Below are 25,368 nucleotides of genomic sequence, written 5' to 3' on the forward strand. Positions count from 1 at the left end.
TCTTAATGAGCTACTGGTTTATTACCCAGCGAAGAGAAACTTTAAACCTTTCTTTTGAAAACAATGAGAGTAAAATCGTCATGAAGCTGAAAATCCTGAAGCTTGAGCAGATGTTCGTATATACAGTCAACCATTTGCTGAGCCGGTTTCTCCATATGTACAGTGATCAGGTTCTGCAAGTCAGACCGCTCCAAAAATCCGCTGTCTGTCCGGCATTCGGTTACACCATCTGAAAAAAGAACGATCATATCGCCAATATCCAGTTTTTGCTCGTACTGCTCATAGTCGTATTGTGATGAAATGCCAAGAACGAGGCCTTTTGCGTTTAAATCGTAAAATTTATTTTCCCTGCAAGAATAATAAAAGCCAGGTTCATGACCGGCAGATGAAAACGTAAATAGGTGTTTTTGAAGATGATAATTACCGTAAAACATTGTAATAAACATGCTAGGGTCCACATTTTGTTCGACGACCCTGTTCAGGTTTTTCAGCACCTGTGAAGGAGATGTGCCCGAATCCGGAAGAGAGTCCATCGCATATTTGATCATCGACATGCATAACGCGGCCGGTATTCCTTTTCCGATCACATCTGCAATGGCGATGTTAATCGATTCCTTGTCCCGTACAAAATGATAATAATCACCGCTCATTTGCTTAGCCGGAACGCTGACCGCCCCGATTTCGAGCGCTTCAACTTTCGGGATCTTCGTCTCGAGCAGCGTTTGCTGGACATTTGCGGCAATTTCGATTTCCGATTTAATTTCCTGCTGAATTCCTCTTAATGTCTGATGTTCTTGATAGGCCAAACCGTATCCAATCATCACTTCAATTAAAAAATCGAGAGAATGGAACACATGGTCCGGAAGATCCGGATATAATTCAGACAGAACTTTTCGGTGTATGCTGATAATCTCTTCCGGCGGCACTTGATGTTCAATCGTTTTTCTGCTGAATTTCTGCCCCTGATAAAGGGATGTCTCTGTTAATTCAGATATATAACGGCTAAGCAGCTGTCGATAGCGCTGCTCAATCACTTCCCTGAAATCCATTCCTTCCCTCCTACCGCAGCCACTTTATGGCTTGTATATCCGTTCCATTTTCCGCGTCCGAATGCAATTCAAATTGGTCCATCAGACGCTTTACCCCCGGCAGGCCCGCTCCGAGGCCGCCTGAGGTTGAAAAACCGTCTTCCATCACTTTTTTGATGTCAGCGATTCCCGGCCCCTCATCCTCCGCTATGACTTTCAACCCCTTTTTACCTTCTTCCTGAACCTGTTCGATGCAGATTCGGCCTTTTCCGGCATACAAATAAATATTACGCGCCAGCTCTGAGATGGCTGTTGTGATTCTGGCCTGGTCCACTGTGCCGAACCCCAGTTCTTTGGCGACATTTCGCCCGAGCTGTCTGGCGGCCACTATGTCCCATTCTGTCAAAATCTTCACACAGGATTGGTCTGCCATATTTATTCCCCCAATTCCCGCTGCAATGTCTCGAGCCCCTTTTCGAGATCGAGCGCCGTCTCGATCTCGTCCAAAGAAATCCCGAGTTCAATCAATGTCACCGCAACAGCCGGCTGGATGCCAGTCAGAACGACTTTGGCGCCCATCAGTTTTGACATTGTAATAACATCGCCAAGTACTTTGGCGATGAATGAATCGATGATGTCCACCGAAGTCAGATCGATCACCACTCCGTTCGAACCGGTTTCATATATTTTGTTCAGCAGGTCCTCTTGAAATTTCAGAGCGGTTTGGTCATCGAGCTCCACTTGAATGGATACCAATAAACAGTTATATAGCTTCAAAATTGGAATGTTAGGTATCCTCAAAACTTATTCCCCCAATGAAACAATTTTTCGGTCTGTCATTTCTAATGCGGTTTGAATTCCTTTTTGCAGGGTATTTTTTGTAATAACCTGAGTTAAATCGATTCCCAAATTCACAATCGTCTGCGCGATTTCCGGGCGGATTCCAACGAGCAGGCATTTTGCGCCGACCAGTCTGACAGCTTCGGAAGCCTGCATGATGTGGTGTGCGACCATCGTATCGACGACAGGCACGCCCGTAATGTCAATGAGGACGACTTCGGACCGGTGTTTGACGACGCCGCTCAACAGGTTTTCCATAATCTTTTTGGCCCGCTCCGTGTCGATCGTGCCGACGAGAGGCATCACCGTAATATTTTCAAAAACCGGGATCAGCGGCGCCGAGAGCTCCTGTAATGCGACCTTTTGAAGAGCGACGGTTTTCTCCCAGGAGATCGCATACTGATTCAAGATTTCGCTGTTGATCGGTTCGATAAATTTATCGATTTCCCATATCAGATCATAGCATTGCTGATCTTCCGGGACGTCCTTGTTCATTTCATAGTACAGGTGCTTCCAAAAAGCTGATAATCCCGACGACAGAAGCTTCAGCGGAACGCCGAGCTGTACGGCTTTTGAAGAAAACTGGTAGATGGTGTCGATCGATTTTTCATTCCCGTCCCCGGACTCATTCATAAGGATATGAATGTATTCATTGCTGATCGTCTCATACATGTGTTCAGTCAGCTTCACGTTTGTCATGTTGCTGTTTAGGTCTTTCAGAATATCCGCCAAATTCACGGCGAGTACATTTTGGTTCTCCGAGATAAATTTTAACACTGCTTGATTCGACATGTTCATCCCCCTAACTACATCTGATAACATTTTTTGGACTAACAGTTCCATTATATCGTTTGTTATTTTTGAACACAAAAAAAGTTGCTCTTTCGCCTCGAGCAACTTTCATCAATATTAAAAATCAATGAGTGCCAAACTGATTTGTAAGGCTTCGTTGACCTTTTCCATCATTTCATCATCGAGATGGGTGATTTTGTCCGTTAATCTTTGCTTGTCAATCGTCCGAATTTGTTCGAGCAATATAACGGAATCTCTTTCAAAACCGTAGCGTTTCGCATCAATTTCGACGTGGGTAGGTAATTTTGCTTTCTGTATTTGGGCTGTTATGGCTGCAACAATAGCAGTTGGGCTGAAGCGATTGCCGATGTTGTTTTGAATCACTAAAACCGGGCGCACCCCGCCTTGTTCTGAGCCAACAACAGGAGATAGGTCAGCAAAATAAACATCGCCGCGTTTAACAATCAAATGATTATCCTCCGCTTACTAAGCGCTCTACTGTGTTTTCAGCCTCATACTCTGCAAATTGAGCCTCAGAAGAGATGTTCAAATTAATCTTGGCCATCTCCATATAACCGCGTCTCATCGATTCCCGAATTTGTCGATTTTTGCGCTCGCGCAAATACATTTTTGTGGCTTGGTAAATCAGTTCATTTCTGCTCCCGTTATCTTGCATGACGACACCATCCAGTTCTGATACTAAAGCTTCTGGCAAGCGAATCAATATTTCAGTTGTTGCGCTGGATTCAGACAAAAACATACACCTCCACCAAACTTACGGATACAACACTCTATCCATTCCATCCATAATGATATCATTATTCTTTTCGCAAGCAAAGTTGTTTTTCCGCTAATTCATCAATTTTCAGGATTGATCAGGCAAGATCGGATTCCTTATTTCCATTATACTCCCATTTTCCAAAAACATACGGGGCACCCTTGAACTTATCATACAGGTAATTTCATAATTGATCGTCTGCAAATGTTGGGCGATTTCGTCGACTGAAATCCATTCGTCTTTTTGCTTCCCGATCAAGGTAACCTTTGTGCCGACAGGGTATTCTTCGGCGAGGGAAATCATGAACTGGTCCATGCAGATTCTCCCTGCTATTTTTTGGCGTTTTCCGTCGATCAGCACTTCCGTCCCGGCTAGGCGCCTCAGCCATCCATCAGCATACCCGACGGGAACTGTCCCGATCCATTCGTCGCGTTTGGCCGTATATGTCGCCCCGTAGCTGACGCTCTCGCCTTTTTTAATTTTTTTCACATGGGTGAGTTCGGTATGAAGCGAAAACACTTCCCGCAGACGAAACGGCAGCTCGTCTTTTATTTCGGTTGACGGCGCCAAACCGTACATGCCGATGCCGAAGCGGACGGCATTAAAGAGCTGTTCCCTGAAGCGCAGACCCGCGGCGCTGTTTGACGAATGCACCATTAAACGGTCAAGCGGGAGAGGGCTGATCAATTCTTTAAAGCGGTCAAGCTGCATGTCGAAATAATCGGTGTCCTTTTCGTCCGCCGTCGCGAAATGAGTGAACACGCCCGTACAATTGAGTTTATCGCTCGATTCGGTCATCTCCATCATTTCTTTGATCTCTTCTTCCGTTTTGCAGCCAAGGCGGCCCATACCCGTGTCGATCTTCAAATGATATTCAAGAGGAGCTTCGGTCTCACCGAGAAAACCGAGCACGTCTTTCAGCCAGCCGGCTGAGTAGCCCGTCACGGTAATGCGCTTTTCCGCGGCAATGCCGGCATATTCGGGCGGCACTGCGCCGAGGACAAGAATCGGTTCTTCAATCCCCTGCGCTCTCAGCGAAAGCGCTTCATCCAGTAAAGCCACAGCAAGAATGGACGCCCCTTCTGCAAGAGCCGCCTTCGCTACCTGTGCATCCCCGTGTCCGTAGGCATTCGCTTTAACGACGGCCATCAAGTGGACATGCTCGCCGATGTGCCGCTTCATATTGCGCACGTTTTCTTTTAAAGCCGTTAAATCGATTTCGGCCCATGTCTTTCTATAGAATGGTTTTAAGCTCATCATGACACTTCCTGTTCCTTGTTTCAATCGTCCTTCCCATCATACTAAAAAGTTCGGAGAAAGGGAAATTTTGTACGGGAACAACTGCCCAGAACAAGAGAAAAATTGCTGGCACGCTATACATTTTACGGAAAAACTGTCGAAAACATACGCTTGCCCCGGAAATATAAAAACAGCCTGCTTTCCGCTTCCGGGCGGAAAACAGGCTGCTGGATAGGCACAGTCTATTTTGAAGACTGGCCTTGCATGCTTTTGGCAACCATCAGAAGTTCATCTTGAGAAAGGTCTTCTGATGAGATGAAATAGTCGACTCCGTCATAAGTCCATGACAACGATTTATCCGTCAGTGCGCCGACCGTGAAGCCGAGGTCAACCGGCTCTCCGTTCATGGACACAGAAGTGGATGTTTTGGCGACGCGGGCTTTTTCCTGAATCAATGTAAAGGACTTTTCACCGCCGTATGTGATGACGATTCGTTTGCCGTCTTCAGTCGCCATTTCTTTCTCCTCAAGCTTTTTCACGCCCTGAGGCACATCGAGCGGCGTTTTGACGGCGAAAGAGTCTGACACGTCCGCGCTTGTCGCTACGTCAATTTGAGACAGCGTCATATTTTTCTTTTCATCAAATGCGTCTTTATCGAGCGGCTTATCGAATTCAAAGCTTGTAAACTCAACCTTTACCATCGGTTTGCGGTCCGTGTCCATCACCTTAACCGATGAAGGAGCCATGCTTTTTTTATGGAAAACGATTTCCTGGGTCGGCAGCATCTGATTATGCTGATAATTCGTTTTCGTTTCAAAAATGTATTTTGAATCCTTTGCGGAAAAAGAAGCTTCCCCATCATTTTTGACATCTTTTACGAGCGATTCGAATAAGTATACTTGGCTGCTGTTATTAGGCCAGTCGCTGTGGAAGCGGAAGCTTTTATTCAGCGACGGAGTCAAAACAAACACGCCGTTTTCATTGCGCAAGATCACCTGGCTCTGGTCTTTTTTCGGGTTTTCCAAATAGACCCGGTAAAGAGAAGGTTTTTTATGCCAGATTTCCACATTGTACTCCTGCGGTTCATTTCCCGTTTCAATCGTCATTTTCGCTTTTGCCTTATAGGACGTGTATTCTTTTGCCTTCTTGTCGAGCCCCGTCACAACATCTTCTTGCGATTTTTGGCCGCAGGCAGAAAGCATAAGGATTACAAGCAGCCCCGTTAAAAGCAAAACAAAGCTTTTTCTCACCTTTTTTCAACCCCTTTTTAATCATTGATGTAAAAAGGAAGAAACCGCTTGTTCGACTTTAACGGTACGCCATAAGAACAGGGCCGGCTGTATCGGCGTGCGTACCATAAAAGCCTGCAACGACTCGTCTCCCTTATTGCACTACCCAATATATGAGCGTGTCTCAGACAATATGCAGACTAGCATGACAACCTTTCAAAATCATTTTTCTCCTCCGTACTAATCGCCGCTGCCTGTTCATAAACGTGTTACTATATATGTACGAGATCATTGTAAAGGGGCTTAAATCATAAGCATGTTTATCAGAACAGAAAATTTTCAGACGTTTATCAGGCTCTACCCGGTCACATCCGCCATACTGGCCCTGCAGCTTGCCATCTGGATTCTTTTTTTACTTCCGTTGACGGCCGTACAGATGTGGTCTGATTTATTGATTGGATTTAACTGGGGGATAGCGAATGGAGAATGGTGGAGGTTTGTGACACCGATCTTTATTCACGCCGGGTTCGGCCATCTGCTCTTTAATTCGATGTCGATCTTTTTATTTGCCCCCGGGCTGGAACGAATGCTCGGGAAACTCAAGTTTCTCATCGTTTATATTGGGACAGGAGTGATCGGCAATATCGGCACGTATTTCATCGAACCGCTGGAGTATATGCATGTCGGTGCTTCAGGAGCGATATTCGGATTGTTCGGTGTGTACCTGTACATCGTGCTGTTTAGAAAAGAGCTGATGGGAAGCGCCAATTCCCAAATCATCGTCACCATCCTCGCCATTTCGGTTTTGATGACGTTTGTCAACCAAAATATCAATATCATGGCGCACATCTTCGGACTGCTGGGCGGACTCGCTCTGGCTCCCCCGTTGTTAAATAAAAGAGTGAACGGCTTTTAACCGTTCACTCTTTTTTCATAAGAATACCATGCAAAAATATCGTCCGAATCTTTCTCCTCGACATCAGCCACCGAAAACTTCTCCATTAAAGCAGATGATTTTGTTGATGTATGGATCGAAACAAGCTGTCTTCTGCGCTGGAAATATGAGCGGCTGACTTCGAACACCTGCATGCGCCTACGCTGAATGACAGCGGTTGTTCTGCCGATGAAGCGCGATGACATGATGATTTTGCTGCCGCTGATCTTCCAGCCGGCATCGCGGTATGATAAGTAGCCGATGATCCAGTAAAAAGGAATCAATACAGCGGACAAATAGCCCCACGGCGGAAACAGAATGGAAAGCGGAACGACGGCGAGGACCGGCCAGGATGCGCGCAGGATATAACGGCGCAGTGCGCGTTTCGGCAAGCGGTTCAAATCGTCTTCCGGCGCATAATCCGGAATGAATTCTCCGAGGCGCTGTTTGATCACTTTTTTGCTGATAATCGGAAATAGGACGGCTGATTTATCTTCTTCCAAAACGTTTCCGCCTGCGCTGACGATCGTGACGGCTGCAAGTCCAAAAGGCTGCCTGATCAGACTCTCCTTGATTTTAATCGCTTGAATCCGCTGCAGCGGAATCGTGATTTGATGCTTTTCAATCAGCCCTCTGGAAATGACGATTTCTTTCTCTTTACGCACGACTGTAAAATTCGCGTATTTCAAAAGCATCCCGACAATGCTGAGAAGCCATGCAATGAAAAGGGCAACAAAAGCAGCTAAGGCGATGACAGTCGCTCCAGCGCTATTCAAAAAAGCAAAACGGTCATACAGCCAGTCCAAATCAAAGAAGTCGTCGACTTGAGTGAAAAAAGCGAATACCCCTGAAATAATGACGCCGATCCCGCTTGATGTTGACGCTGCAGTTAAAAGCTCCTGCCCGGTCATTTTGTACATCATTTGCGGTTCTTCCGCTGTTTCCTCCGCCTCTGCAGCAGTCTCTTCCTGCGGATCCGTGACATCGGCTCCAGTGCCTTCCACCGCTTTTTTCCTTTCGAAAAGCGCTTGCTGAATACGTTCGGCTTCTGCCTGGGTAATGGCGACCAAGGAAACTTCCGCTTCCGTTCCTCCGCTTGCCGTTTCGACTTGAAGCTTCACCAGCTTGAATATTTGCTGAATGAGGCCAGCGCTCGTGTTGATCGTTTGAATCCGTTCGATCGGAATATACCTTTTTTTCTTATTAATCAGGCCTTCCTCTATTCGCAATTCATCCTCTTCGATACGGTATGTAAATTTGCTCCACTTGATGATGCTCGTCACGACCAAAGCAATGAAAAACAGCACGGCCGCGGCGATCGCCAGCATTTTGACTGTGTGCGACTGATTTAAAAAAAGCACTACGCCAAATGGAATGATAAAGTTTTTAACGGTCTCAACAAGGCCTTTGATAAAGTTGAGAATGACGGCGGCGGGGTGCATGCGTCTCGGTTCAGACATCATCTTCAGTCACCCTTGCCAGCCTGGAAATGGAGTCCCTGAGCTGATCCGCCTCTTCAACATCCAGAGCGGGAATGGAATGGGTCGTCGCGGCTGTTGAAATTTGCACGGAGGCGAGATTATATTTTCTGAGGATGGGGCCCTGCGATGTATCAACATGCTGGACTCTGACCATCGGAACGATCACGCGGGTCACCACAAAGATGCCGTGCTGAATATCGATTTCGTTCTCATGGACTTCGTAGCGCCATATTCTGTGGCGGATATTCGGAATAATAATAATGATGACAAATGAAATCACCAGCCAAACGGCTGCTGACAAAATGCCGATCCATACCGGCCATTTAAATATCAACCCTGCGGCAACAAGGCCTGCTGCAGCCAGCATTAAAACGAATGATGTGATACAAGCTGTAATTCTCCAGACTTTTACGCCATCGCGGCTTATTTGATTTTTCGGCTCGCTTCTCAAAACTCGATTCCCCCAATCTAGTTCTATTTACGGTCTTAGGCTGAAAATGTTTCGGATAAAGACTTTCGTTTTTAAAAAAAGGCGAATCCGTAAAAAAGGATCCGCCTTTTGATTATGAATTATATGATTTTTTTTGGCGTCTGTCATTCGAAGAACGCTTTTTATCATAAGATGAACGATTGTTCTTTCCTCTGTAGCCGCCGCCGTCTCTGCGTTTTGATGAACGGGGGTGGTGACTTTTATTTCGCTTCGTTCTGAGCGGAGCCTCTTCCGTCAAACGGACAGGCGTGTTGTCCGGCTCTTTGGTCATCATTTTAATGGCAGCCGCAACAACTGTCACAGAATCATGGTCTTCCAATAATTCCGCTGCAGCCGTCATATAGAAGTTCAGGTTATTTTCCTCGATGATCGTCCGGAGGCGGTCAACCGTCACCTGCTGCTGTCCTTCAATCGCCTCATCTAGAGTCGGTGCTTTCATGCGGTCCATTTTGCGTTTTGTCGTCTGCTCGATGGCGCGGAGCATGTCTTTTTCGCGCGGTGTAATGAAGGTCATCGCCATTCCTGTTTTGCCTGCGCGTCCCGTTCTTCCGATGCGGTGAACATAGCTTTCAGGATCTTGCGGCACATCGAAGTTGTAGACGTGCGTTACCCCTGAAATATCAAGGCCACGCGCCGCAACGTCTGTCGCAACGAGCACTTCAATTGCGCCTTGCTTAAATTTCCGGAGTGCCACCATCCGCTTCGCCTGAGTCAAATCGCCGTGGATTCCTTCAGCTGTATAACCGCGCAGATTAAGCGCTTCTGTCAGTTCATCGACGCGGCGCTTTGTCCGGCCGAATACAATCGCCAGTTCAGGAGACTGGATGTCAAGAAGACGTGTCAGCGTATCAAACTTTTTGCGTTCATGTACTTCAAGGTAGAACTGCTGAATGTTTGATACTGTCATTTCCTTCGCTTTCACTTTCACGTGCTCCGGGTTGGTCATGAAACGTTCTGCAATCCGTTTAATTGGAGCAGGCATTGTTGCAGAAAACAGCAATGTTTGATGCTCAGCGGGCACATTGGAAAGGATGGATTCGATATCTTCGATGAATCCCATGTTCAGCATTTCATCCGCTTCATCAAGCACAACGGTGTTCACTGTTTGAAGACGCATTGTGCGGCGGTTGATATGGTCAAGCAAACGGCCAGGTGTTCCGACGATAATATGAGGATTTTTCTTAAGCGCGCGAATCTGGCGTCCGATATCCTGTCCACCGTAAATCGGCAGCACGCGAGCGCGTTTATCCTGTCCAATTTTATATAGCTCTTCAGAAACTTGAATGGCTAATTCACGAGTAGGTGCGATAACAATGGCTTGAATGTTAGGAGACTCGGGGTTGATTTTCTCAACAAGGGGGATGCCAAATGCAGCCGTTTTTCCTGTTCCCGTTTGCGCTTGTCCGATCACATCTTTATTTGCAAGGCCGAGCGGAATCGTTTGTGCCTGAATCGGTGTTGCCTCTTCAAATCCCATACGCTTGATCGCTTTTGTGAGATCAGAACTTAATTGAAAATCTTGAAACGTTATTGTCAATGTATTCAAACTCCTTCTGCTTACTGTTTCAGTAATCGTGTTTTATCAATAAAAACTGCCCTTTGTGCAAAGGACAGGTCCATACTTATGCAAAGCCCGAATTACTTTACATGTTATATTACCATTCCGTTATACGTTTTTCAACAAGATGAAAATGAGCAGTGTGCTCTCTCGCCGGTTCGGCAGCCATCTATAGACCCGTCCGCGAAACGTCAAGCCCGCCTGGTGACGTCTTTTACACATTGTAACACAGGCTTGTGCGGCTTTCGACAGCATACACTCATTTTTCCCTGCCCGCATCCCCGATTATTTTTTGCAGATTGCCGTTCAATTATTTATTTTTTTATGGATTCAATCGGCGTTTTTTTGAGAAACGCCTCAACGGTTTGAAAGAGGACAGCGGAGTTTTCTTCAAGGCAGACATGGTGCTTGGATTCCGGCAAGAGGCACAGCTCTTTCTCTTCGGAAGGTATGGTTTCATAAAGATAATACGCGCTTGACAGCGGCACGATTGAATCGCATTCCCCCTGAACAATGAGCACAGGGATCCGGAGGTTTTTCAAAGCAGGCTTTGTCATCTTGACGAGCTTGCGAAACTGAAATGCTGAAGACACCGGGGTGCTTGTCAGCTTTTGTTTGTACCTTTTGTAAAGCAGATTATCCTCAAGCTTGCCTCGCAAAGAATCTTTGATCACATTCTTCAAATCCTGGATCAGCTGTCCCGGGCTGATGTACTGGGCAGCCGCGCTCAACAGGACAAGGCGGCTGACCGGATATTTTCCGGCTAAATAGGCGGCAATCATCCCGCCCATTGAAAATCCGATTAAAAATACCGTATCACACGTTTTCAACAAACGGACAAGCTCCACTTCCGCGCAAGCGATCCATTCCTGAAAACAGACGCCTTTTAAAACCGGCATCTCCCCGTGCCCGGGCAGCGTGATCATTTCGACTCGCCAATCGGCCGTTTGTTTTAAATGAGAAGCCAGCGGTTCCAATTCATACGGTGCTCCGGTAAATCCGTGAATGCATAAACATCCTATCATGACCATTCACCCGTTTTCTTTTACTGATGATCACATAAAAAACGACTTTATGATTCAATGTTCCCTTACAAATCTTTTATAACATCCTCAAGACGCATGCCTCTGGACGCTTTGACAAGGATCAGATCCCCTGTATTCGCTTTTTCTTTCAATGTCTTTTTCAAACCGTCTTTGTTTTCCGGGTTGAAATGAAGGACGCGGTGTTCGGGAAAATGTTTAAGCGCCCCTTTTGCAATATATGCACCGAGATCCCCGTACGTAAATAAAAAGTCGATTGAGTCCGGATTGACTGCCTGCCCGATGTCTTCATGAAACGCTTTCTCTCCTTCGCCGAGCTCCAGCATATCGCCGAGAACGAGCATTTTCTTGCCGTATCCCTTCATCTGGTCGACAAGCTCGATCGCCGCTTTCATGGATGTCGGACTTGCATTATAGGCGTCATTAATGATCGCAACGCCGGCCCGTGTCTTTACAAGCTCAAGCCGCATACCGGTCACTTTCAGTTTCGTCAGCCCTTCTGCAATATGAGTCCTGCTGACATTCAGAAGGTCTCCGGCCGCAATCGCAGCTAAAGCGTTTTTCACATTATGCTTTCCGAGCACCGGGATGAAGAACCGGTTTTCGATCCCTCTGACGCGGAATGCCGTGCCCTCTTCCGTCTGCGTCATATCCTCAAGCTGATAGTCGAAAGCCGGATCCTCTCCAAACGTCTTTGTCTCGTAAAGCGGCTGGTTCAGCCTTTCGGCGAGCAGCGGTTCATCTCCGATATAAATGAGTGTGCCCTCTTTTGAAAGCCCATTGACAATTTCGAGCTTTGCCTCTGCAATTCCTTCTCTTGATCCGAGTTCAAGGAGGTGCGATTCGCCGATGTTTGTGATGACGGCGATATCAGGACGCGCCAGACGTGTCAGAAAATCAATTTCCCCTTTGGCGCTCATCCCCATCTCCAAAATGGCGATTTCCGTATCTTCCGGCATCGCCAGAATCGTCAGGGGCAGGCCGATGTGGTTATTATAGTTTCCTTCTGTCTTATGCACTTTATACTCGGTGCCCAACACAGCATGAATCATGTCTTTTGTCGTCGTTTTCCCATTTGAACCGGTCACGCCGACGATTTTCACGTCCAGCTGATGCCTGTATGCCTTCGCAAGCTTCTGCAGCGCTTCCAGCGTATCGTCAACTAAAATGACCGGCTTCCCTTCCGGAGGATTCGGTTCGCTCCGGTTCCACAGCACGGCTGCGACGCCTTCCTGAAAAGCCTGCTCTGCAAAAACGTGACCATTGAACCGCTCGCCTGCAAGCGGAATAAACAGTTGGTCTTTCGCCAGTTTTCTCGAATCGGTTGAGACGCCTTTGACGAGACGCCCTTCAAAAGCTTCATTCGTCAAAACGCCTTCCGACATTTCAGCAATTTCTTTTACCGTTCTCGTTATCATGTATGTCCCTCTCTTTCTCCAGCAAGGAAAAGAGACACTACCACAAATAAGGATAGTGTCTGCAGCTGTATATAAGGGCGAACCGCTTTCCCCCGGATTCGGTCCGCTCCATCCCGTTAAAATGTATGTTTGATCTGCTGTTTTTCTTCGTGCCGATCGATTGCCAAAGCGACAAGTTTTTCAATCAGTTCAGCATACTCAACCCCTGATTGCTTCCAGAGAAGCGGGAACATGCTGAACGGTGTGAATCCCGGCATCGTATTGACTTCATTGATCAGGACCCTGCCTTCGTTTGTAAGGAAAAAGTCCGCTCTCACAAGGCCTGAGCCGTCAATCGCCTGAAACGCTTTGACCGCCATGCTGCGCATTGTTTCGTATTCGTCCTCTGTCAGGGAAGCCGGAATAATCAAATCAGTGTCGCCGTCTTCATATTTTGCTTTATAGTCATAAAAATCTTTCTTCGGAGCGATTTCCCCCGCGACTGAGCAGACAGGTTCATCATTCCCCAGAACGCCGAGTTCTATTTCGCGTCCGATGACGCCCTCTTCAACGACAATTTTCCGGTCATATTGAAATGCAAGCCCAAAGGCTTGGTCAAGCTCTTCACGGTTTCTGCATTTGCTGATCCCGACGCTTGATCCAAGGTTAGCCGGTTTTACGAAGCACGGATAACCAAGCTCAGCTTCCACTTGATCATAGCTTTCTTCTTTGGAGTGACTCCATGTTTTTTTCACAAATGAAACGTATTTCGCCTGGTCAAGCCCTGCCTGTGCAAACAGATGCTTCATGACCACTTTATCCATGCCCGCAGAGGAAGCTAAGACTCCGTTGCCCACATATGGCACATTCAATAGTTCAAGCATGCCTTGAATGGTGCCGTCTTCCCCATTCGGTCCGTGCAAAAGCGGGAAAACAACATCAATCGAGTCTTCTTTTACATCAGCTTCGCCCGGAAACATATCGCGGTTCAGCAATGCCGGAGAAAATGTCTGGCCCGTCTGTTCAAACTGAAGCATTTTCACATTTGAAACCGGTTCTGTCAGTTGCGGCCCTCTCACCCACTCGCCTTTTTCTGTTATATAAATCGGGTGTATATCAAATTTTTCAGTATCTAATGCTTTCGTGACGGCCAGCGCGGTTTGCAGAGAAACGTTATGCTCCGCTGATTTTCCGCCGTATACCAATCCTAATCTTGTCTTCAATTCGTACTCCCCCCACTGGATTCATCTTTACTATCTTATCACTTTCCCGGGAAAATGATCTAATTATTTTAATACGGTCTAAAAACAGCATATAAAAAGCATTTGTATGTAAATCCTTTTCATTTTATATTAAAATGGCATTGAAAAGGAGAGGTTGCAATTGAAAAAAATCACAACAGAAGCACAATTTAATGAACTGATCCAATCCGATAAAGAAATCATCGTCAAATTTTATGCTGACTGGTGCCCGGACTGCACACGCATGAACATGTTCATCGGAGACATTCTTGAGGCTTATCAGGAAAATGACTGGTATGAGCTGAATAAAGACGATCTTCCTGAACTTGCCGATAAGTATCAGGTCATGGGCATTCCAAGCCTGTTGATTTTCAAAAACGGCGAAAAAACGGGTCACCTTCACAGCGCAAATGCCAAAACACCTGAAGAAGTGAACGAGTTCCTGGCTGAACATATTAGCTAATTCGTTTAAAGTTCTGATTTTTTGTCTGAACCGCAGGACATGGGAGCGCCCATGTCCTTTTTATACAAGACGGGACAGCAGCAATATTTGTTTCATAAAAGTGAGCTTTCATTAATAATTCGACACGAGTATTTCCCGGGAAACGAAAATGTCGAAATTTCGCAAAAAGTTCTTGATTCGTTTTTTATATTCAGGTAGAATGTTTTTTGTTCCTATTTTGCAATTATTTTTTCTAGTTGTGAAGCCCTTGTCGGCTTCTTTTTTTATATACGTTTTTGGATAATAATTCATATTTTTCAATTTTTTTCAATATTATTTTAAGGATGTCTCTTTACATTCGGTGATACTATTTAGTATAATACCCTTAATTGATAATGATTATCAATATCACTAAAGGTTGACGAGGTGATCACATGGCCCCTCAATTAAAGAAAGCGGTGGAAATGAGAAAGAAACAACTCATTCAGCGGCTTATCCAGCTTGGCATATATAAAAAAGAAGAGCGCCACCTTTACGAATTGTCTTTAAGCGAACTTGAAAGCGAATACCAATCCAACAAGAAAGGCGGATAATCATGTCAAAACGGAAGATTAAAACCTTTCATCAGCTTGTCGAAGAATATAAGAAAGAAATCGCCAAGAACCCGAAAGAAATGGAAGTCATTTATGACAAGATCGACCGCAGACACGAGAACCGCCTTTTGGCAATGTCTAAAGCAAAACAAACTTAAAAAAGAAGCCGCTCATTTTGAACGGCTTCTTTTTTACTATTCACTGAATGCAATGCCAGCAAGCTTGCCGATTGTCGCATCATCCATCGGCGGATTGTGGAGGCCCGCCCGGACATCGCGATAGAATCTTTGGAGCGGGTTCGTTCTCGCCAGACTCTTCGCTCCGACGACTCTCATCGCCCTGTCTACGACAGCAATGGCCGTATTCGTTACTGTATGTTTAACCGCTCCAAGCTCACCTGTTAAAAAGGCGCGGCGCTCCGGGTCATCATAAAGCTCTGCGACATGATACATAAAGTGGCGGGCTTTCATGAGTTCCAAATCGATTTCGCCGATATGGCGCTGAACAGCAGGCACTTCTTTAATCGGACCTTTCAAACTGTTCGGCTGATAGTCTTTTGCAAATTGGACGGCATAATCTCTCGCTGCTTGTGCGATACCTAGATAAACAGCCGGTATATGAAGCAGCCAGCCGTTGACTTTATCCGTTCTTTTACCCGCCAACAGCTCGACAAGCATGGATTCGTCGAGACGGACATCGGTCAGCACCAGATCGTGGCTTCCCGTACCCCTCATCGCCGCCATATCCCACGTTTCTTCTATTGCCAAGCCTTCCGCATCTTTATGGATCAAGAAAACGCCAATCGTTTGCTTCTCTTCAATCCAAGCGGTGACAAGAAAGTAGTCGAGAACCGGAGACATCGTTGTAAATGTTTTACGTCCGTTTACAATCCATCCGCCATTCTTTTTAACCGCATGGGTTCCGGGGCGTCCTCCTCTTGTCGGGCTGCCCGTCTGCGCTTCACTTGCAGCTCTGTTGATCAGCGCGCCCTTTAATGCTTCCTGTGAAATCGATGAAAACACATGCCGGTCCCAGCTGTTTCCTTCCGCCAGTTCTCCCATCACGCTCAAGTGCCAGCCGATGCTGAGAGCTGTCGGTCCGTCTCCTTTGGCAAGCCGTTCCTGAAACAAAAGCATATCGTAGAGTGAAATGCCTTCTCCCCCGTATTCTTTTCCGACCGTCAGCGCTGTGTAGCCTGAATCCCGCAGCTTTTGAATATGTTCTGCGGGAAATTGGGCATGTTCGTCATAATACGCTGCTGTTTTCTCAAATTCATCCGCCAGTTTCCCGATTTTACCGAGCCATTCCTGCTGCCTTTCCGTTTTCACAAATATTGAACACACACCGGCATCCTCCTGACCAAATTCCGATAGATTTAATAAGTATTATAGTTCGTTCACGGCTTGTTGTGCAAATGATACCCTTGGCAAAACAAAAAAGCGCACCTTCAGCGAGGTGCGCTTTTGACTAAACGGCTTGACCGCCGCGACGGTCAACCTTCATACCGAGATAAATCAGCATGTAGGTTAAGTAGCCCATCGTGATCGTGAGACCGCCGAAGAAGAAATCGGAAAAAAGCGGTTCTTCATATGCGGCGATTCCGGCCAGCACGACCCAGCTTCCATAAAGATACGCCATAAAGAAGCGGACGCCGTTTTTCAATTTATATAACAGAAACAAACCTGCGAGCGAAAAGAGCCCGAGCGCAAGTCTAAAATAGACAAGATGATCGAAATTAAAGGCAAAAGAAACAAATGAAAATGACAACAGCAATACAATCGGCAATGCCGTAATAAATTTTTTCATGGATGACTCATCCCCCATTCCCTTATCCTAAAATTATAATTTAGGATAGGAAATTCACACGGTAATTACGACATATTTCACAAAAATGTCATTCCTTTTGTCACACTTTAGACAAAATATTTTATACTTTCATATCGCGTTTACAAAAGGCCCACCACGCCGTTCCGAGAAAAAACACGAGATGGAGAAAGACGATGACGAGTGAAAACAAAGGCGTCATCCCGCTAAAAAGCGGCTTGGCCTCTCCGGCGTATTGCGTTAAATCAGTATTAGCGAACAACAAAAATTTACCGAGCGGTTTTTCCAAATACGACATGATCGTCACAAGCATTTTGGCGCCGTACAGCACGACGATCGACACCATGATGCTGAGCGCGCTGCTTTTAAACAATGCAGAGCATAAAAACGCAAAGGAAACCATCATCCATACTTCAAACCACTGCGTACCGATCATTGTCACCGTATTGATAAAGAGCGGCTCCGCTTTTTCGTCGAGCTTCACGCCGAAAAAGAGCAGACCGAATAATAAAGAAAATCCGTAGTAAATGATAAAGAGCCAAATGCTTGCGAGCACGCTCGTCACGTATTTTGAAACAAGAATTTTTTCTCTTCTGACAGGGCGGATCAGCAAAAATTTGATCGTCTTTTTATCATATTCAAAAGATATAATTGAAGCCGCCACCACAATCGAAAGCCCCTGCAAAAGGATATTCAGGTTTGGGGTGAATGAAAAATAGCCGATAAAATGATCCTCTGTCCCGGCGCTCATCAGGATTCTTTTCGTTATGAGCGCGAGGAGAAATTGAAAGACTGCGATCAGCGCCAGCGATACAAATGTTACTTTTCGCTTCAGCAATTTAACATGCTCGTTTTGAATCAGTTTAAACATCAGTATTCCTCTCTTCCGTTCCATTCGTCCGCGCCATATATTCATCCTCAAGAGACTGCTTAAACGGAGCGATCGAATAGACGTCAATCTCATTGGCGACAAGCTGTTGATTTAAAGCAGGAATTTGCGCTTTCGCCACCTTTACGGCGAGGAGACCTTTTTCGGCGTGGGCTTCGTATCCCTGGTCTTTCAGCCACTGAAGCGCTTTGTCATAGGGCTGTACCTCCAGCATCGCCTTTTCCTGCTTTTCATCCGCATCATTGAGGACGACGGTTGATTTGATTTTCCCTTGTTGAAGGATGACGACCCGATCGCACAAATCTTCCACTTCCTTCAGCAAGTGGGTCGCAAACAGGATCGCCGTTCCTTCTTCTTCGGCAAGCTCACGCAAGTGTTCGCGGAAATCTTTCATTCCCGCCGGGTCCAATCCGTTTGTCGGCTCGTCCAAAATCAGCAGCTTCGGCCGGTGAAGAATAGCCTGGGCAATACCGAGGCGCTGTTTCATTCCGAGCGAGTATGTTTTGACCTTGTCTTCTGCGGCATCTTCTAGCCCGACCCTGCTGATCACTTCCGCCAGTCTATCCCGACCGATTCCAGCGTGCATATTTGCATGGTGTTTCAGATTTTCATAGCCTGTCAGATACGGATAAAATTCAGGATTTTCAACGATGGCTCCGACCGACCGGATCGCTTTTTCAAATTGGCGGTCAATCGGAAAGCCGTTTATGACAATTGATCCGCTCTTCATTTTAATTAACCCGGTAATCAATTTGATGAGGGTCGTTTTTCCTGATCCGTTCGGTCCAAGCAGGCCGATGATCTCCCCTTCATCCGCCGTTAAGCGGATATCCTTCAATATTGTTTTGCCGTCTATGATTTTATCAACATTTTCTATATGTAAAACAGGCTGCTTTGTCATAGCCCCCTCCTCTTTCCCAAAAAAATAAACAGTGCCGAAAAGGCACTGTTTGATTATATCATTTTTGAGTTACACGGACACTTCACTATGAGGGGCTTCGATTTTGCCGTGTTTCTTTTCCGTTTCGGTGACGATGACTGCGCATGCTGCATCACCTGTTGTATTGACAGCCGTACGAATCATGTCCAGAAGTCGGTCAATTCCCAATATTAGCGCAATTCCTTCAACTGGAAGGCCAACTGTTTGAAGAACCATGGCGAGCATAATCAGTCCGACACCCGGAACACCCGCTGTTCCAATGCTGGCAAGCACTGCGGTGAGAACAACCATCAACAGCTGTGTCAGTGACAGGTCATTGCCGTACACCTGAGCGATAAAGACCGTCGCTACCCCTTGCATAATCGCCGTGCCATCCATGTTGATCGTAGCTCCAAGCGGCTGAACAAAGCTTGAGATCGGCTCTGGCACTTTCAGCTTTCTTTGAGCGACATCCATCGAAACCGGAAGCGTCGCGTTGCTGCTTGACGTACTGAACGCAACAAGCATAACCTCTGAAAAATCTTTAAAGAATGTGAGCGGGTTCCGCTTTGCCAAAAACGCAATCGCTGAGCCGTATGTGACGATGGTGTGGATGAACAGCGCCAGAATGACGACGATCATATAAAGCCCCATTGCTTTAATGGCGTCCCAGCCTTGACTTCCGATTGCCCCGGCAATCAAGCCGAACGTACCGTACGGTGCGAACTTCATGACGAGATTGACGAGATACATCATTAGATCGTTACCTTGTTCAACCACTTTGAGAAGAGCGTCCGCTTTTTTGCCGAGCATCGTAATTCCGAGACCGACCAAAATGGAGAAAGCAATGATTTGCAGCATATTTCCTTCAGCCATTGCCTGAACCGGGTTTGTCGGAATGATATTCAAAAGCGTTTCGGCAATGCTCGGCGCCTTCTCAGCTGAATATTCCGCTGCGCTTGTATCATACGTTCCGATGGTTCCCGGTTTGATGACCAACGCTAAAATAAGTCCGATAATAATGGCAATTGCCGTTGTAACTAAAAAGAAAGAAATCGTTTTGGCACCGATTCTGCCCAGTTTCTTTGGATCTCCAAGTCCTGCTACCCCTAAAGTGAGAGAAAAGAAAACAATCGGTACAACGAGCATTTTAATTAAGTTGAGGAAGATCGTGCCGAGCGGCCCGAATAAAAATGTATTAAGCTTGCTAAATACATCCGGCGAAGTGACGTTCAGTATAATACCGACGGCTGCACCGAGTAATAGAGCGATAATAATTTTTGTTGCTAACTTCATATAACATATCTCCCCTTTCCAAAAAAAGCCCATGAGAGATCTCCCATGGGCTTTTACCATTAAAATTGGTTCCACATGACTCTCTTCACGTTGATGAGGTTAGCTGACGGGTTCGGACGAAGAGATGTCCGTCTTTCAGTTCGCACGGGAACAGAAAAATTCACCCCAAATGATCGGGTCCCCCACTCCTACTAAAGGATTAAACGTGTGGCGCTATTTCGTTATATAACAGTTATACCTGAAAATTCGAAATATGTAAACCAAATTTTCTGATTTACAAATATATGCTATTTTCGGGTGCCCGCTGTTCGGCTTTTCTCTTGACTTGTGACATCAAGGATATCAAGCAGGAAAACAAATATCGGAATACCGATAATTAAACCCCAAATCCCTATGAAATGTTCAGAAAAAATCAGCACGATAAACGTGAAGAAAATCGGCAGCTCCGTCTTGGCGGACATCAGTTTCGGATTGAGGAAATAGGCCTCTATCGCATGGACGATCATGATGACCAATACCAGTGATACGATATAAGCGATTCCGCCGATACTGTAGGCGATAATGCTTAACGGAATAAGGGAGAGCACAACGCCTGCGACCGGAACCAGCCCGAGGAAAAACACCATGACGGCAAGGCCGAATAGCTGAGGAAAACCCATAATCGCGAGGGCAATGGTCGTCAATGCGCAATTGATGGAGGCGATAATAAACTGAGCCTCAAGCACCTTTCCGAACGTTCTCGTGAATTTTTTACCAAAGTAAGCAATTTCCTCGTAGAAAATAGCTATTTTGCTCGTCTTAAATTTATCCATTAAGCTCAAGACCTTGTCTTTTTCGATCAATAAGAACATGCTGAGAACCAATGACATAACCACCTGCAGGCCAAACGCGCTAATATCTGTGATATATGTATAGATAAAGTTAAGACCTTTTTCCAAATAGGATGTCAAATTGATATCGCCGAACATACCGGTGATCATATCGAGAAAAGGAATGCTGTCAGGGTGAGAAGCAATATACTTTCCTTGTTTGATCAGCTGCTGAATCTGGGTGACGATCACGGGGTAATAGACCACACCGCCGATCGAAAGCGCGATGGCAAGAGCCGCATACAAACAGGAAATAATCAGTCTCTGGCTGACTTTAATAAAGCGGTTTAAAAAACCGCGGATCACATTTTCCAGACGGTTCATCAAAAACGTAAAGATAAATGTGAGCAATATGAGATTCATCATGCTGCGGAACAGATATAAAACTCCCGCCAATACAACAAAAACTGAAAAACGCCTGACCCCAGGATGCTGAAAAAATTTAATCAACGCTGCCATTCGGTACACTCCCACCAGTACTTTAGTCCTTAACTTTTAGCATTCAAACTTTTATAATTACAATTTGATGCATCATCTGTAAATTATATAACAAAACAGACCGGAAATCTCTTCAGAAGATCAATAATTAATAATATTTTAATATGAGCGCTCGTGCGGCAGCGGCAGGCATCTTCCATAAAAAAGGAGGGGCTGATGTTCAGCCCCTCCAGATTATTGACAAAATCCTAAAACGATTTTTAGTTTTAGGATTTTGTCATCCTTTCAGCGTGACCCTCAACCCTTGCAGTCTAGGAAGGCCGAGCATTGGAGCGGAGCGAATGTTGCAATTCGTGAGCACCGACGCGCAGGCCTGACAACGAATGCGAGGGTTTGTCGACACGCTGAGAGGGACTGTTTGTCAGCCCCTCTCTTCACCGTACATTAACCGCTTCTTCTTTGGCGTCCGCCTTTTTCACCGTTTTCTTGATAGAACTCCTTGTCATGGTTTCGGCTTGTGGCTTCTCCGCCTTTTTGACCGATCTCCTGGTAGAATTCTTTGTCATGGTTTTTGCTTGTGGCTTCTCCGCCCTTTTCACCGATTTCCTGGTAGAATTCTTTATCATGGTTTCGGCTTGTGGCTTCTCCGCCTTTTTCACCGATTTCCTGGTAGAATTCTTTGTCATGATTACGGCTTGTGGCTTCCCCGCCTTTTTCGCCGATTTCCTGGTAGAATTCTTTGTCATGATTTTTGCTTGTTGCTTCTCCGCCTTTTTGACCGATCTCTTGGTAGAATTCTTTATCATGGTTTTGGCTTGTTTTTTCTCCGCCTTTTCTGCCTGCTTCTTCCCTGCTCATTTTGTTGTTGTCATTATTGTTTGCCATTTTCGATTCCTCCTTTTGAAGTGTTATGGTTTTTACATTCCACATTTCAAAAAGAGTAAACACAAATAGCACATTCACGAAAGAGTCCGGGAATCATGCAATCATCCGCTGCCTTTTACCGTCCATTCCGGTACCGGAGCCGGCGTATTGTTCTGCAGCGTCTTAGATATCTCGGCAGGCTCTTCAAACAGGGTAATGTTGATGGATTCGAACGTACCTTTCTGATTCGTTCTTTCATATATTGCATCATGATGATCGGCCATAAAGTTCAAATAATCGCGCTTTGATTTCCAAAGCACGAGGACAAGGGCTTCCGGCCCGTTTTCTGTTTCCATCCATCCGCCCCACTGTCTGATGAATCCGCTGACGTTTTGCAGCGGAGCCCATTTGGCCTGCGCCTCGCTGAATGCATGAAGCTGTTGTCCGGCTGGTTTGCACCGTATCAGCTTCAGCACATTCCCTTCCGCGAACGGGACGGTTTCCGCATTAGTTTTTTCTATACAAAGGTTAACCGACCTTACATCAGCGCGCGTCCGGTGAATGACGCCTTTCGGAATCAGCAGGGAATCGTTCGCTTTCAGGACTTCTGCGGGACGGTCCTGAAAGTCGATCAACAGCTCTCCTTCCAAAACAATAAACAGCTCATCTGAGCCGGGATGGAAATGCCATACGTATTCGCCCTCCAAAACAGCAATTCGCATACAATGGTCGTTCACTTCCGAAACGGAAAAATTGGCGTGCTTTTCTGTGACTTTCTTTGTCAATTCAAGAAGACTCGTTTTGCGATCCATCAGCTTCACTCCTCTTTCATTTGATTTTCTCCCGAACTTATTTTACCATTTGACTTTTGAGCGTTCGCCTTTTAAAGTGTTGGATATTGGTGAAAAAACGGTTTGAACCTATAGAAGAGGTGTACATCATGCAAAATCAAAACGGAAAAGCTTCAGGGCTTTTGCCGCTGTTTTTATTTGTTTGTTTATTCGTTGGATCAGGCTTGATCACAGGCGATTTTTACAGCCTGCCAATCGTGGCCGCGGCGCTTGCGGCATCGGTTGTCTCACTGGCGATGAACCGTAAGGAGAAGCTCAGCCAAAAGACGGAGTGGTTTGCGAAAGGCGCCGGACACCCCGATATTATGATCATGGTGATGATCTTTATTTTGGCCGGCGCGTTTTCATCAGCCGCAAAGGCGATGGGGGCCGTTGAATCAACCGTTAATCTTGCGCTTTCGTTTGTACCGGGGCAGTTTATGGTTGCCGGTTTATTTATCATCGCTGCGTTTATCTCTGTGTCGATGGGCACGTCAACCGGAACGATTGCTGCGCTCGCTCCGATCTCAGCAGGGATCAGCGCCGAAATCGGCGTTCCGGCGGCCTATTCGGTTGCTGCGGTTGTAGGGGGCGCGATGTTCGGTGATAACTTATCATTTATTTCCGATACGACCATTGCCGCTGTCCGCACACAAAAGACGAAAATGTCGGACAAGTTTAAAACGAATTTCCTGATCGTCCTGCCTGCCGCGGTTGCCACGGTCATCCTGCTGATGGTGTTTTCAGCCGGAGGGCATCCTGCCGCACAAGCCGGGACTTACAGCTGGGTGAAGGTGCTGCCGTATCTCGGGGTTCTGATATTCGCCCTTCTCGGATTTAATGTTATGGCCGTTATTTTCGGCGGCATCGTGTTAGCCGGAGTAATCGGTATTTCCGACGGCAGCCTGACGCTTCATACGTATTTAACCGCGATCACCGAAGGCATCGGCGGGATGTCCGAACTGATCATTTTATCGCTTCTGATTGGCGGAATGGCGGAAATGATGAAGCGAAACGGCGGGATCGCATTTCTCCTTCAATTTGTATCGCGGAGAATCCGTTCAAAAAAAGGAGCGGAAGCGGGCATTGCCGGCCTTGTCAGTGCGGCAAACCTGGCGACGGCCAACAATACGATTGCCATTATTACAGCGGGGCCGCTGGCAAAAGATTTATCCGACCGGTACGGAATCGACAATAGGAAATCGGCGAGCATCCTCGATATCTTTTCCTGTGTGGTACAAGGATTGATTCCTTACGGCGCGCAAATGCTGTCAGCTGCACAAATCGCGAAAATATCGCCTGTCAGCATTCTTCCTTATTCTTTTTATCCGATTTTGATCGGCGTCTGCGGCATATGCGCGATTATCTTCAGACTGCCTCGCTTTACGGAAAAAGCGTAACTCCATGAAAAAGGCTGCCGTTATCGAAACGGCAGCCTTTTTATCACTCTGTTTCTGCGGCGTCCAGCTCCGCAAGCCTTTCCATGATCCTCCGTTTTTTATACATCATCATTCCTGTTTCGGCAACGCCGTTCACCATTGAACGGTTTGAGATTGCGCCAAAGAGGATGCCTGCGACGGGCACCATTTGAAACAGCTTTTTCCATCCGAAAGAATCGCGGTATGTATAAACAACCTCCCGCCAGCCTTGAATTTGCGAAATCATATTTTCCCGTGAGCCTGACTGTAGATGGTATCGGCTGAGTTCCTGAATGATCGCCCTTTTCCCGACAATATCAGCGGCGCTGAGCTGCAGGCATTTAATAATGAACATCCGCTCCGTTTTTTCTTTAGGATCGTAGCCGTAAGACACCGCGATGTCCTGTAATGTCTTCAATGAAAGGCCGAGGATGGCGGGAATATCGACGGCAAGCGTGAATAAGCCGCCGACACCTGTTGTCGCTCCTTGGACAGCCGCGGTATTCGCCCTGTTTTTTCCGAGGTTTTCACACATTTGATCCATCACTTCCAAAGGAGCCCTTTGAATATCTTCGACCGTTTCGATCGTTTCATCCGGGAGCTTTTTTTGAAACTGGCGGATCAGATGTTTTTCGGACGTCAAATATTGGCCGCCGTTTTGAATAAAGCCGCCGATTTCGTCGAGCAAGAGACCGATTTTATCTTGAATGAATGCCGGTGTAAGCTTGTCCAGAACCTTGAACGGCAGCCGCCCGATCCTTTCCCAAAACCACGCTTTCTGCTGCTCTTTTTCCCATTTTTCAATTTTTTTCAGTTCGTTTTCCAAATCTGTTTTATCGTTGCGCACAGAAGGTTCGCCCTCTCAATCGTGTTTTTTTATAGTATACAATGATTCACTTTATGAATCCGTGTTTTTTGATCGGCAGCCGGAGGGTA

General features: G+C 46.3%; 28 protein-coding genes, 1 pseudogene and 1 riboswitch. Of the genes and pseudogenes, 5 read left to right on the top strand and 24 right to left on the bottom strand.

What is annotated here, in order from left to right; translation table 11 throughout:
* Positions 1-41 precede the first annotated feature (41 nt).
* From LQ247_RS05675 to LQ247_RS05710, 8 genes are all read right to left on the bottom strand, one after another.
* Positions 42-1,049, bottom strand: coding sequence for a PP2C family protein-serine/threonine phosphatase (locus LQ247_RS05675; RefSeq protein ID WP_020450261.1), 1,008 nt, complete (start codon positions 1,047-1,049; stop codon positions 42-44).
* A 10-nt stretch (positions 1,050-1,059) separates the two neighbouring features.
* Positions 1,060-1,461 (bottom strand): anti-sigma regulatory factor, encoded by a 402-nt coding sequence (locus tag LQ247_RS05680; RefSeq protein ID WP_023857861.1) that lies wholly within the window; start codon positions 1,459-1,461, stop codon positions 1,060-1,062.
* A gap of 2 nt (positions 1,462-1,463) precedes the next feature.
* Positions 1,464-1,829: an STAS domain-containing protein gene (locus tag LQ247_RS05685; protein ID WP_031305225.1), complete on the bottom strand. Its 366-nt coding sequence runs from the start codon at positions 1,827-1,829 to the stop codon at positions 1,464-1,466.
* A gap of 3 nt (positions 1,830-1,832) precedes the next feature.
* Positions 1,833-2,660: an RsbT co-antagonist protein RsbRA gene (locus LQ247_RS05690; RefSeq protein WP_231005698.1), complete on the bottom strand. Its 828-nt coding sequence runs from the start codon at positions 2,658-2,660 to the stop codon at positions 1,833-1,835.
* 117 nt (positions 2,661-2,777) lie between these two features.
* Positions 2,778-3,128, bottom strand: coding sequence for a type II toxin-antitoxin system endoribonuclease NdoA (gene ndoA / locus LQ247_RS05695; RefSeq protein ID WP_003179128.1), 351 nt, complete (start codon positions 3,126-3,128; stop codon positions 2,778-2,780).
* A gap of 4 nt (positions 3,129-3,132) precedes the next feature.
* Entirely contained in the window at positions 3,133-3,414 is a 282-nt protein-coding gene (locus LQ247_RS05700; protein ID WP_006638778.1) for a CopG family ribbon-helix-helix protein, read from the bottom strand.
* 111 nt (positions 3,415-3,525) lie between these two features.
* Positions 3,526-4,695, bottom strand: a complete 1,170-nt coding sequence (alr, locus tag LQ247_RS05705) for an alanine racemase (RefSeq protein ID WP_023857864.1) — start codon at positions 4,693-4,695, stop codon at positions 3,526-3,528.
* Positions 4,696-4,919: 224 nt separating this feature from the next.
* Positions 4,920-5,879 carry a LolA family protein gene (locus LQ247_RS05710; protein WP_165973180.1) on the bottom strand — a complete coding sequence of 320 codons (960 nt, stop codon included), beginning with the start codon at positions 5,877-5,879 and terminating at the stop codon, positions 4,920-4,922.
* 343 nt (positions 5,880-6,222) lie between these two features.
* Between LQ247_RS05710 and LQ247_RS05715 the strand changes: the two genes are divergently transcribed.
* Positions 6,223-6,822, top strand: a complete 600-nt coding sequence (locus LQ247_RS05715; protein WP_023857867.1) for a rhomboid family intramembrane serine protease — start codon at positions 6,223-6,225, stop codon at positions 6,820-6,822.
* Here the strand turns inward: LQ247_RS05715 and LQ247_RS05720 are convergent.
* From LQ247_RS05720 to LQ247_RS05745, 6 genes are all read right to left on the bottom strand, one after another.
* The gene (locus tag LQ247_RS05720; protein WP_103750290.1) at positions 6,819-8,303 is read right to left on the bottom strand and encodes a PH domain-containing protein; all 1,485 of its coding nucleotides are present in this window, start codon (positions 8,301-8,303) and stop codon (positions 6,819-6,821) included. The two genes, LQ247_RS05715 and LQ247_RS05720, sit on opposite strands and share 4 nt — an antisense overlap.
* Positions 8,293-8,772 carry a PH domain-containing protein gene (locus LQ247_RS05725; protein WP_035337159.1) on the bottom strand — a complete coding sequence of 160 codons (480 nt, stop codon included), beginning with the start codon at positions 8,770-8,772 and terminating at the stop codon, positions 8,293-8,295. Before LQ247_RS05725 ends, LQ247_RS05720 begins: the two co-directional genes overlap by 11 nt.
* A gap of 112 nt (positions 8,773-8,884) precedes the next feature.
* Positions 8,885-10,348: a degradosome RNA helicase CshA gene (cshA, locus tag LQ247_RS05730; RefSeq protein WP_023857870.1), complete on the bottom strand. Its 1,464-nt coding sequence runs from the start codon at positions 10,346-10,348 to the stop codon at positions 8,885-8,887.
* Between the two features lie 335 nt (positions 10,349-10,683).
* Positions 10,684-11,394 carry an alpha/beta hydrolase gene (locus LQ247_RS05735; protein WP_231005699.1) on the bottom strand — a complete coding sequence of 237 codons (711 nt, stop codon included), beginning with the start codon at positions 11,392-11,394 and terminating at the stop codon, positions 10,684-10,686.
* 65 nt (positions 11,395-11,459) lie between these two features.
* A complete protein-coding gene (locus LQ247_RS05740) occupies positions 11,460-12,830 on the bottom strand; it encodes a UDP-N-acetylmuramoyl-tripeptide--D-alanyl-D-alanine ligase (protein ID WP_035337161.1) in 1,371 nt (456 codons plus the stop codon).
* A gap of 116 nt (positions 12,831-12,946) precedes the next feature.
* Complete coding sequence (locus tag LQ247_RS05745) at positions 12,947-14,032, bottom strand: D-alanine--D-alanine ligase (RefSeq protein WP_043054078.1); 1,086 nt, start codon at positions 14,030-14,032, stop codon at positions 12,947-12,949.
* 160 nt (positions 14,033-14,192) lie between these two features.
* Here LQ247_RS05745 and LQ247_RS05750 point away from each other — a divergent pair, with 160 nt between their 5' ends.
* From LQ247_RS05750 to fbpB, 3 genes are all read left to right on the top strand, one after another.
* A complete protein-coding gene (locus LQ247_RS05750; protein WP_003179104.1) occupies positions 14,193-14,513 on the top strand; it encodes a thioredoxin family protein in 321 nt (106 codons plus the stop codon).
* Between the two features lie 413 nt (positions 14,514-14,926).
* Entirely contained in the window at positions 14,927-15,085 is a 159-nt protein-coding gene (gene fbpA, locus LQ247_RS05755; RefSeq protein ID WP_023857875.1) for a Fur-regulated basic protein FbpA, read from the top strand.
* 2 nt (positions 15,086-15,087) lie between these two features.
* On the top strand, positions 15,088-15,243 hold the full coding sequence (gene fbpB, locus LQ247_RS05760; protein ID WP_023857876.1) for a Fur-regulated basic protein FbpB: 156 nt from the start codon (positions 15,088-15,090) through the stop codon (positions 15,241-15,243).
* Between the two features lie 36 nt (positions 15,244-15,279).
* Here fbpB and LQ247_RS05765 read toward each other — a convergent pair whose 3' ends face one another.
* From LQ247_RS05765 to LQ247_RS22180, 9 genes and pseudogenes are all read right to left on the bottom strand, one after another.
* Positions 15,280-16,428, bottom strand: a complete 1,149-nt coding sequence (locus LQ247_RS05765) for an acyl-CoA dehydrogenase family protein (protein ID WP_023857877.1) — start codon at positions 16,426-16,428, stop codon at positions 15,280-15,282.
* Between the two features lie 124 nt (positions 16,429-16,552).
* Positions 16,553-16,891: a hypothetical protein gene (locus LQ247_RS05770; protein ID WP_023857878.1), complete on the bottom strand. Its 339-nt coding sequence runs from the start codon at positions 16,889-16,891 to the stop codon at positions 16,553-16,555.
* Positions 16,892-17,012: 121 nt separating this feature from the next.
* Positions 17,013-17,780: an ABC transporter permease gene (locus LQ247_RS05775; protein WP_023857879.1), complete on the bottom strand. Its 768-nt coding sequence runs from the start codon at positions 17,778-17,780 to the stop codon at positions 17,013-17,015.
* The gene (locus LQ247_RS05780) at positions 17,773-18,699 is read right to left on the bottom strand and encodes an ABC transporter ATP-binding protein (RefSeq protein WP_231005700.1); all 927 of its coding nucleotides are present in this window, start codon (positions 18,697-18,699) and stop codon (positions 17,773-17,775) included. Before LQ247_RS05780 ends, LQ247_RS05775 begins: the two co-directional genes overlap by 8 nt.
* Before the next feature lie 69 nt (positions 18,700-18,768).
* Positions 18,769-20,013, bottom strand: a complete 1,245-nt coding sequence (locus LQ247_RS05785; protein ID WP_101561691.1) for a dicarboxylate/amino acid:cation symporter — start codon at positions 20,011-20,013, stop codon at positions 18,769-18,771.
* Positions 20,014-20,087: 74 nt separating this feature from the next.
* A riboswitch (cyclic di-AMP (ydaO/yuaA leader) is annotated at positions 20,088-20,229 on the bottom strand.
* 71 nt (positions 20,230-20,300) lie between these two features.
* Positions 20,301-21,341 carry an AI-2E family transporter gene (locus LQ247_RS05790; RefSeq protein WP_023857882.1) on the bottom strand — a complete coding sequence of 347 codons (1,041 nt, stop codon included), beginning with the start codon at positions 21,339-21,341 and terminating at the stop codon, positions 20,301-20,303.
* A 423-nt stretch (positions 21,342-21,764) separates the two neighbouring features.
* Complete coding sequence (gene gsiB / locus LQ247_RS05795; protein ID WP_023857883.1) at positions 21,765-22,205, bottom strand: glucose starvation-inducible protein GsiB; 441 nt, start codon at positions 22,203-22,205, stop codon at positions 21,765-21,767.
* A 101-nt stretch (positions 22,206-22,306) separates the two neighbouring features.
* Positions 22,307-22,660, bottom strand: a complete 354-nt coding sequence (locus tag LQ247_RS22175) for a YdbC family protein (protein WP_306419670.1) — start codon at positions 22,658-22,660, stop codon at positions 22,307-22,309.
* 6 nt (positions 22,661-22,666) lie between these two features.
* Positions 22,667-22,996: pseudogene (locus tag LQ247_RS22180) on the bottom strand (cupin domain-containing protein); the annotation flags it as partial.
* A gap of 128 nt (positions 22,997-23,124) precedes the next feature.
* Between LQ247_RS22180 and LQ247_RS05805 the strand changes: the two are divergent.
* Positions 23,125-24,414 (top strand): Na+/H+ antiporter NhaC family protein, encoded by a 1,290-nt coding sequence (locus LQ247_RS05805; RefSeq protein WP_128823357.1) that lies wholly within the window; start codon positions 23,125-23,127, stop codon positions 24,412-24,414.
* A gap of 43 nt (positions 24,415-24,457) precedes the next feature.
* On the opposite strand, the gene LQ247_RS05810 is transcribed toward LQ247_RS05805, so the two are convergent.
* Positions 24,458-25,279, bottom strand: coding sequence for an EcsC family protein (locus tag LQ247_RS05810; protein WP_023857886.1), 822 nt, complete (start codon positions 25,277-25,279; stop codon positions 24,458-24,460).
* Between the last annotated feature and the right edge of the window lie 89 nt (positions 25,280-25,368).

Source organism: Bacillus sp. BS3(2021) (assembly GCF_021043345.1).
GTDB classification, from domain to species: Bacteria; Bacillota; Bacilli; order Bacillales; family Bacillaceae; genus Bacillus; species Bacillus paralicheniformis.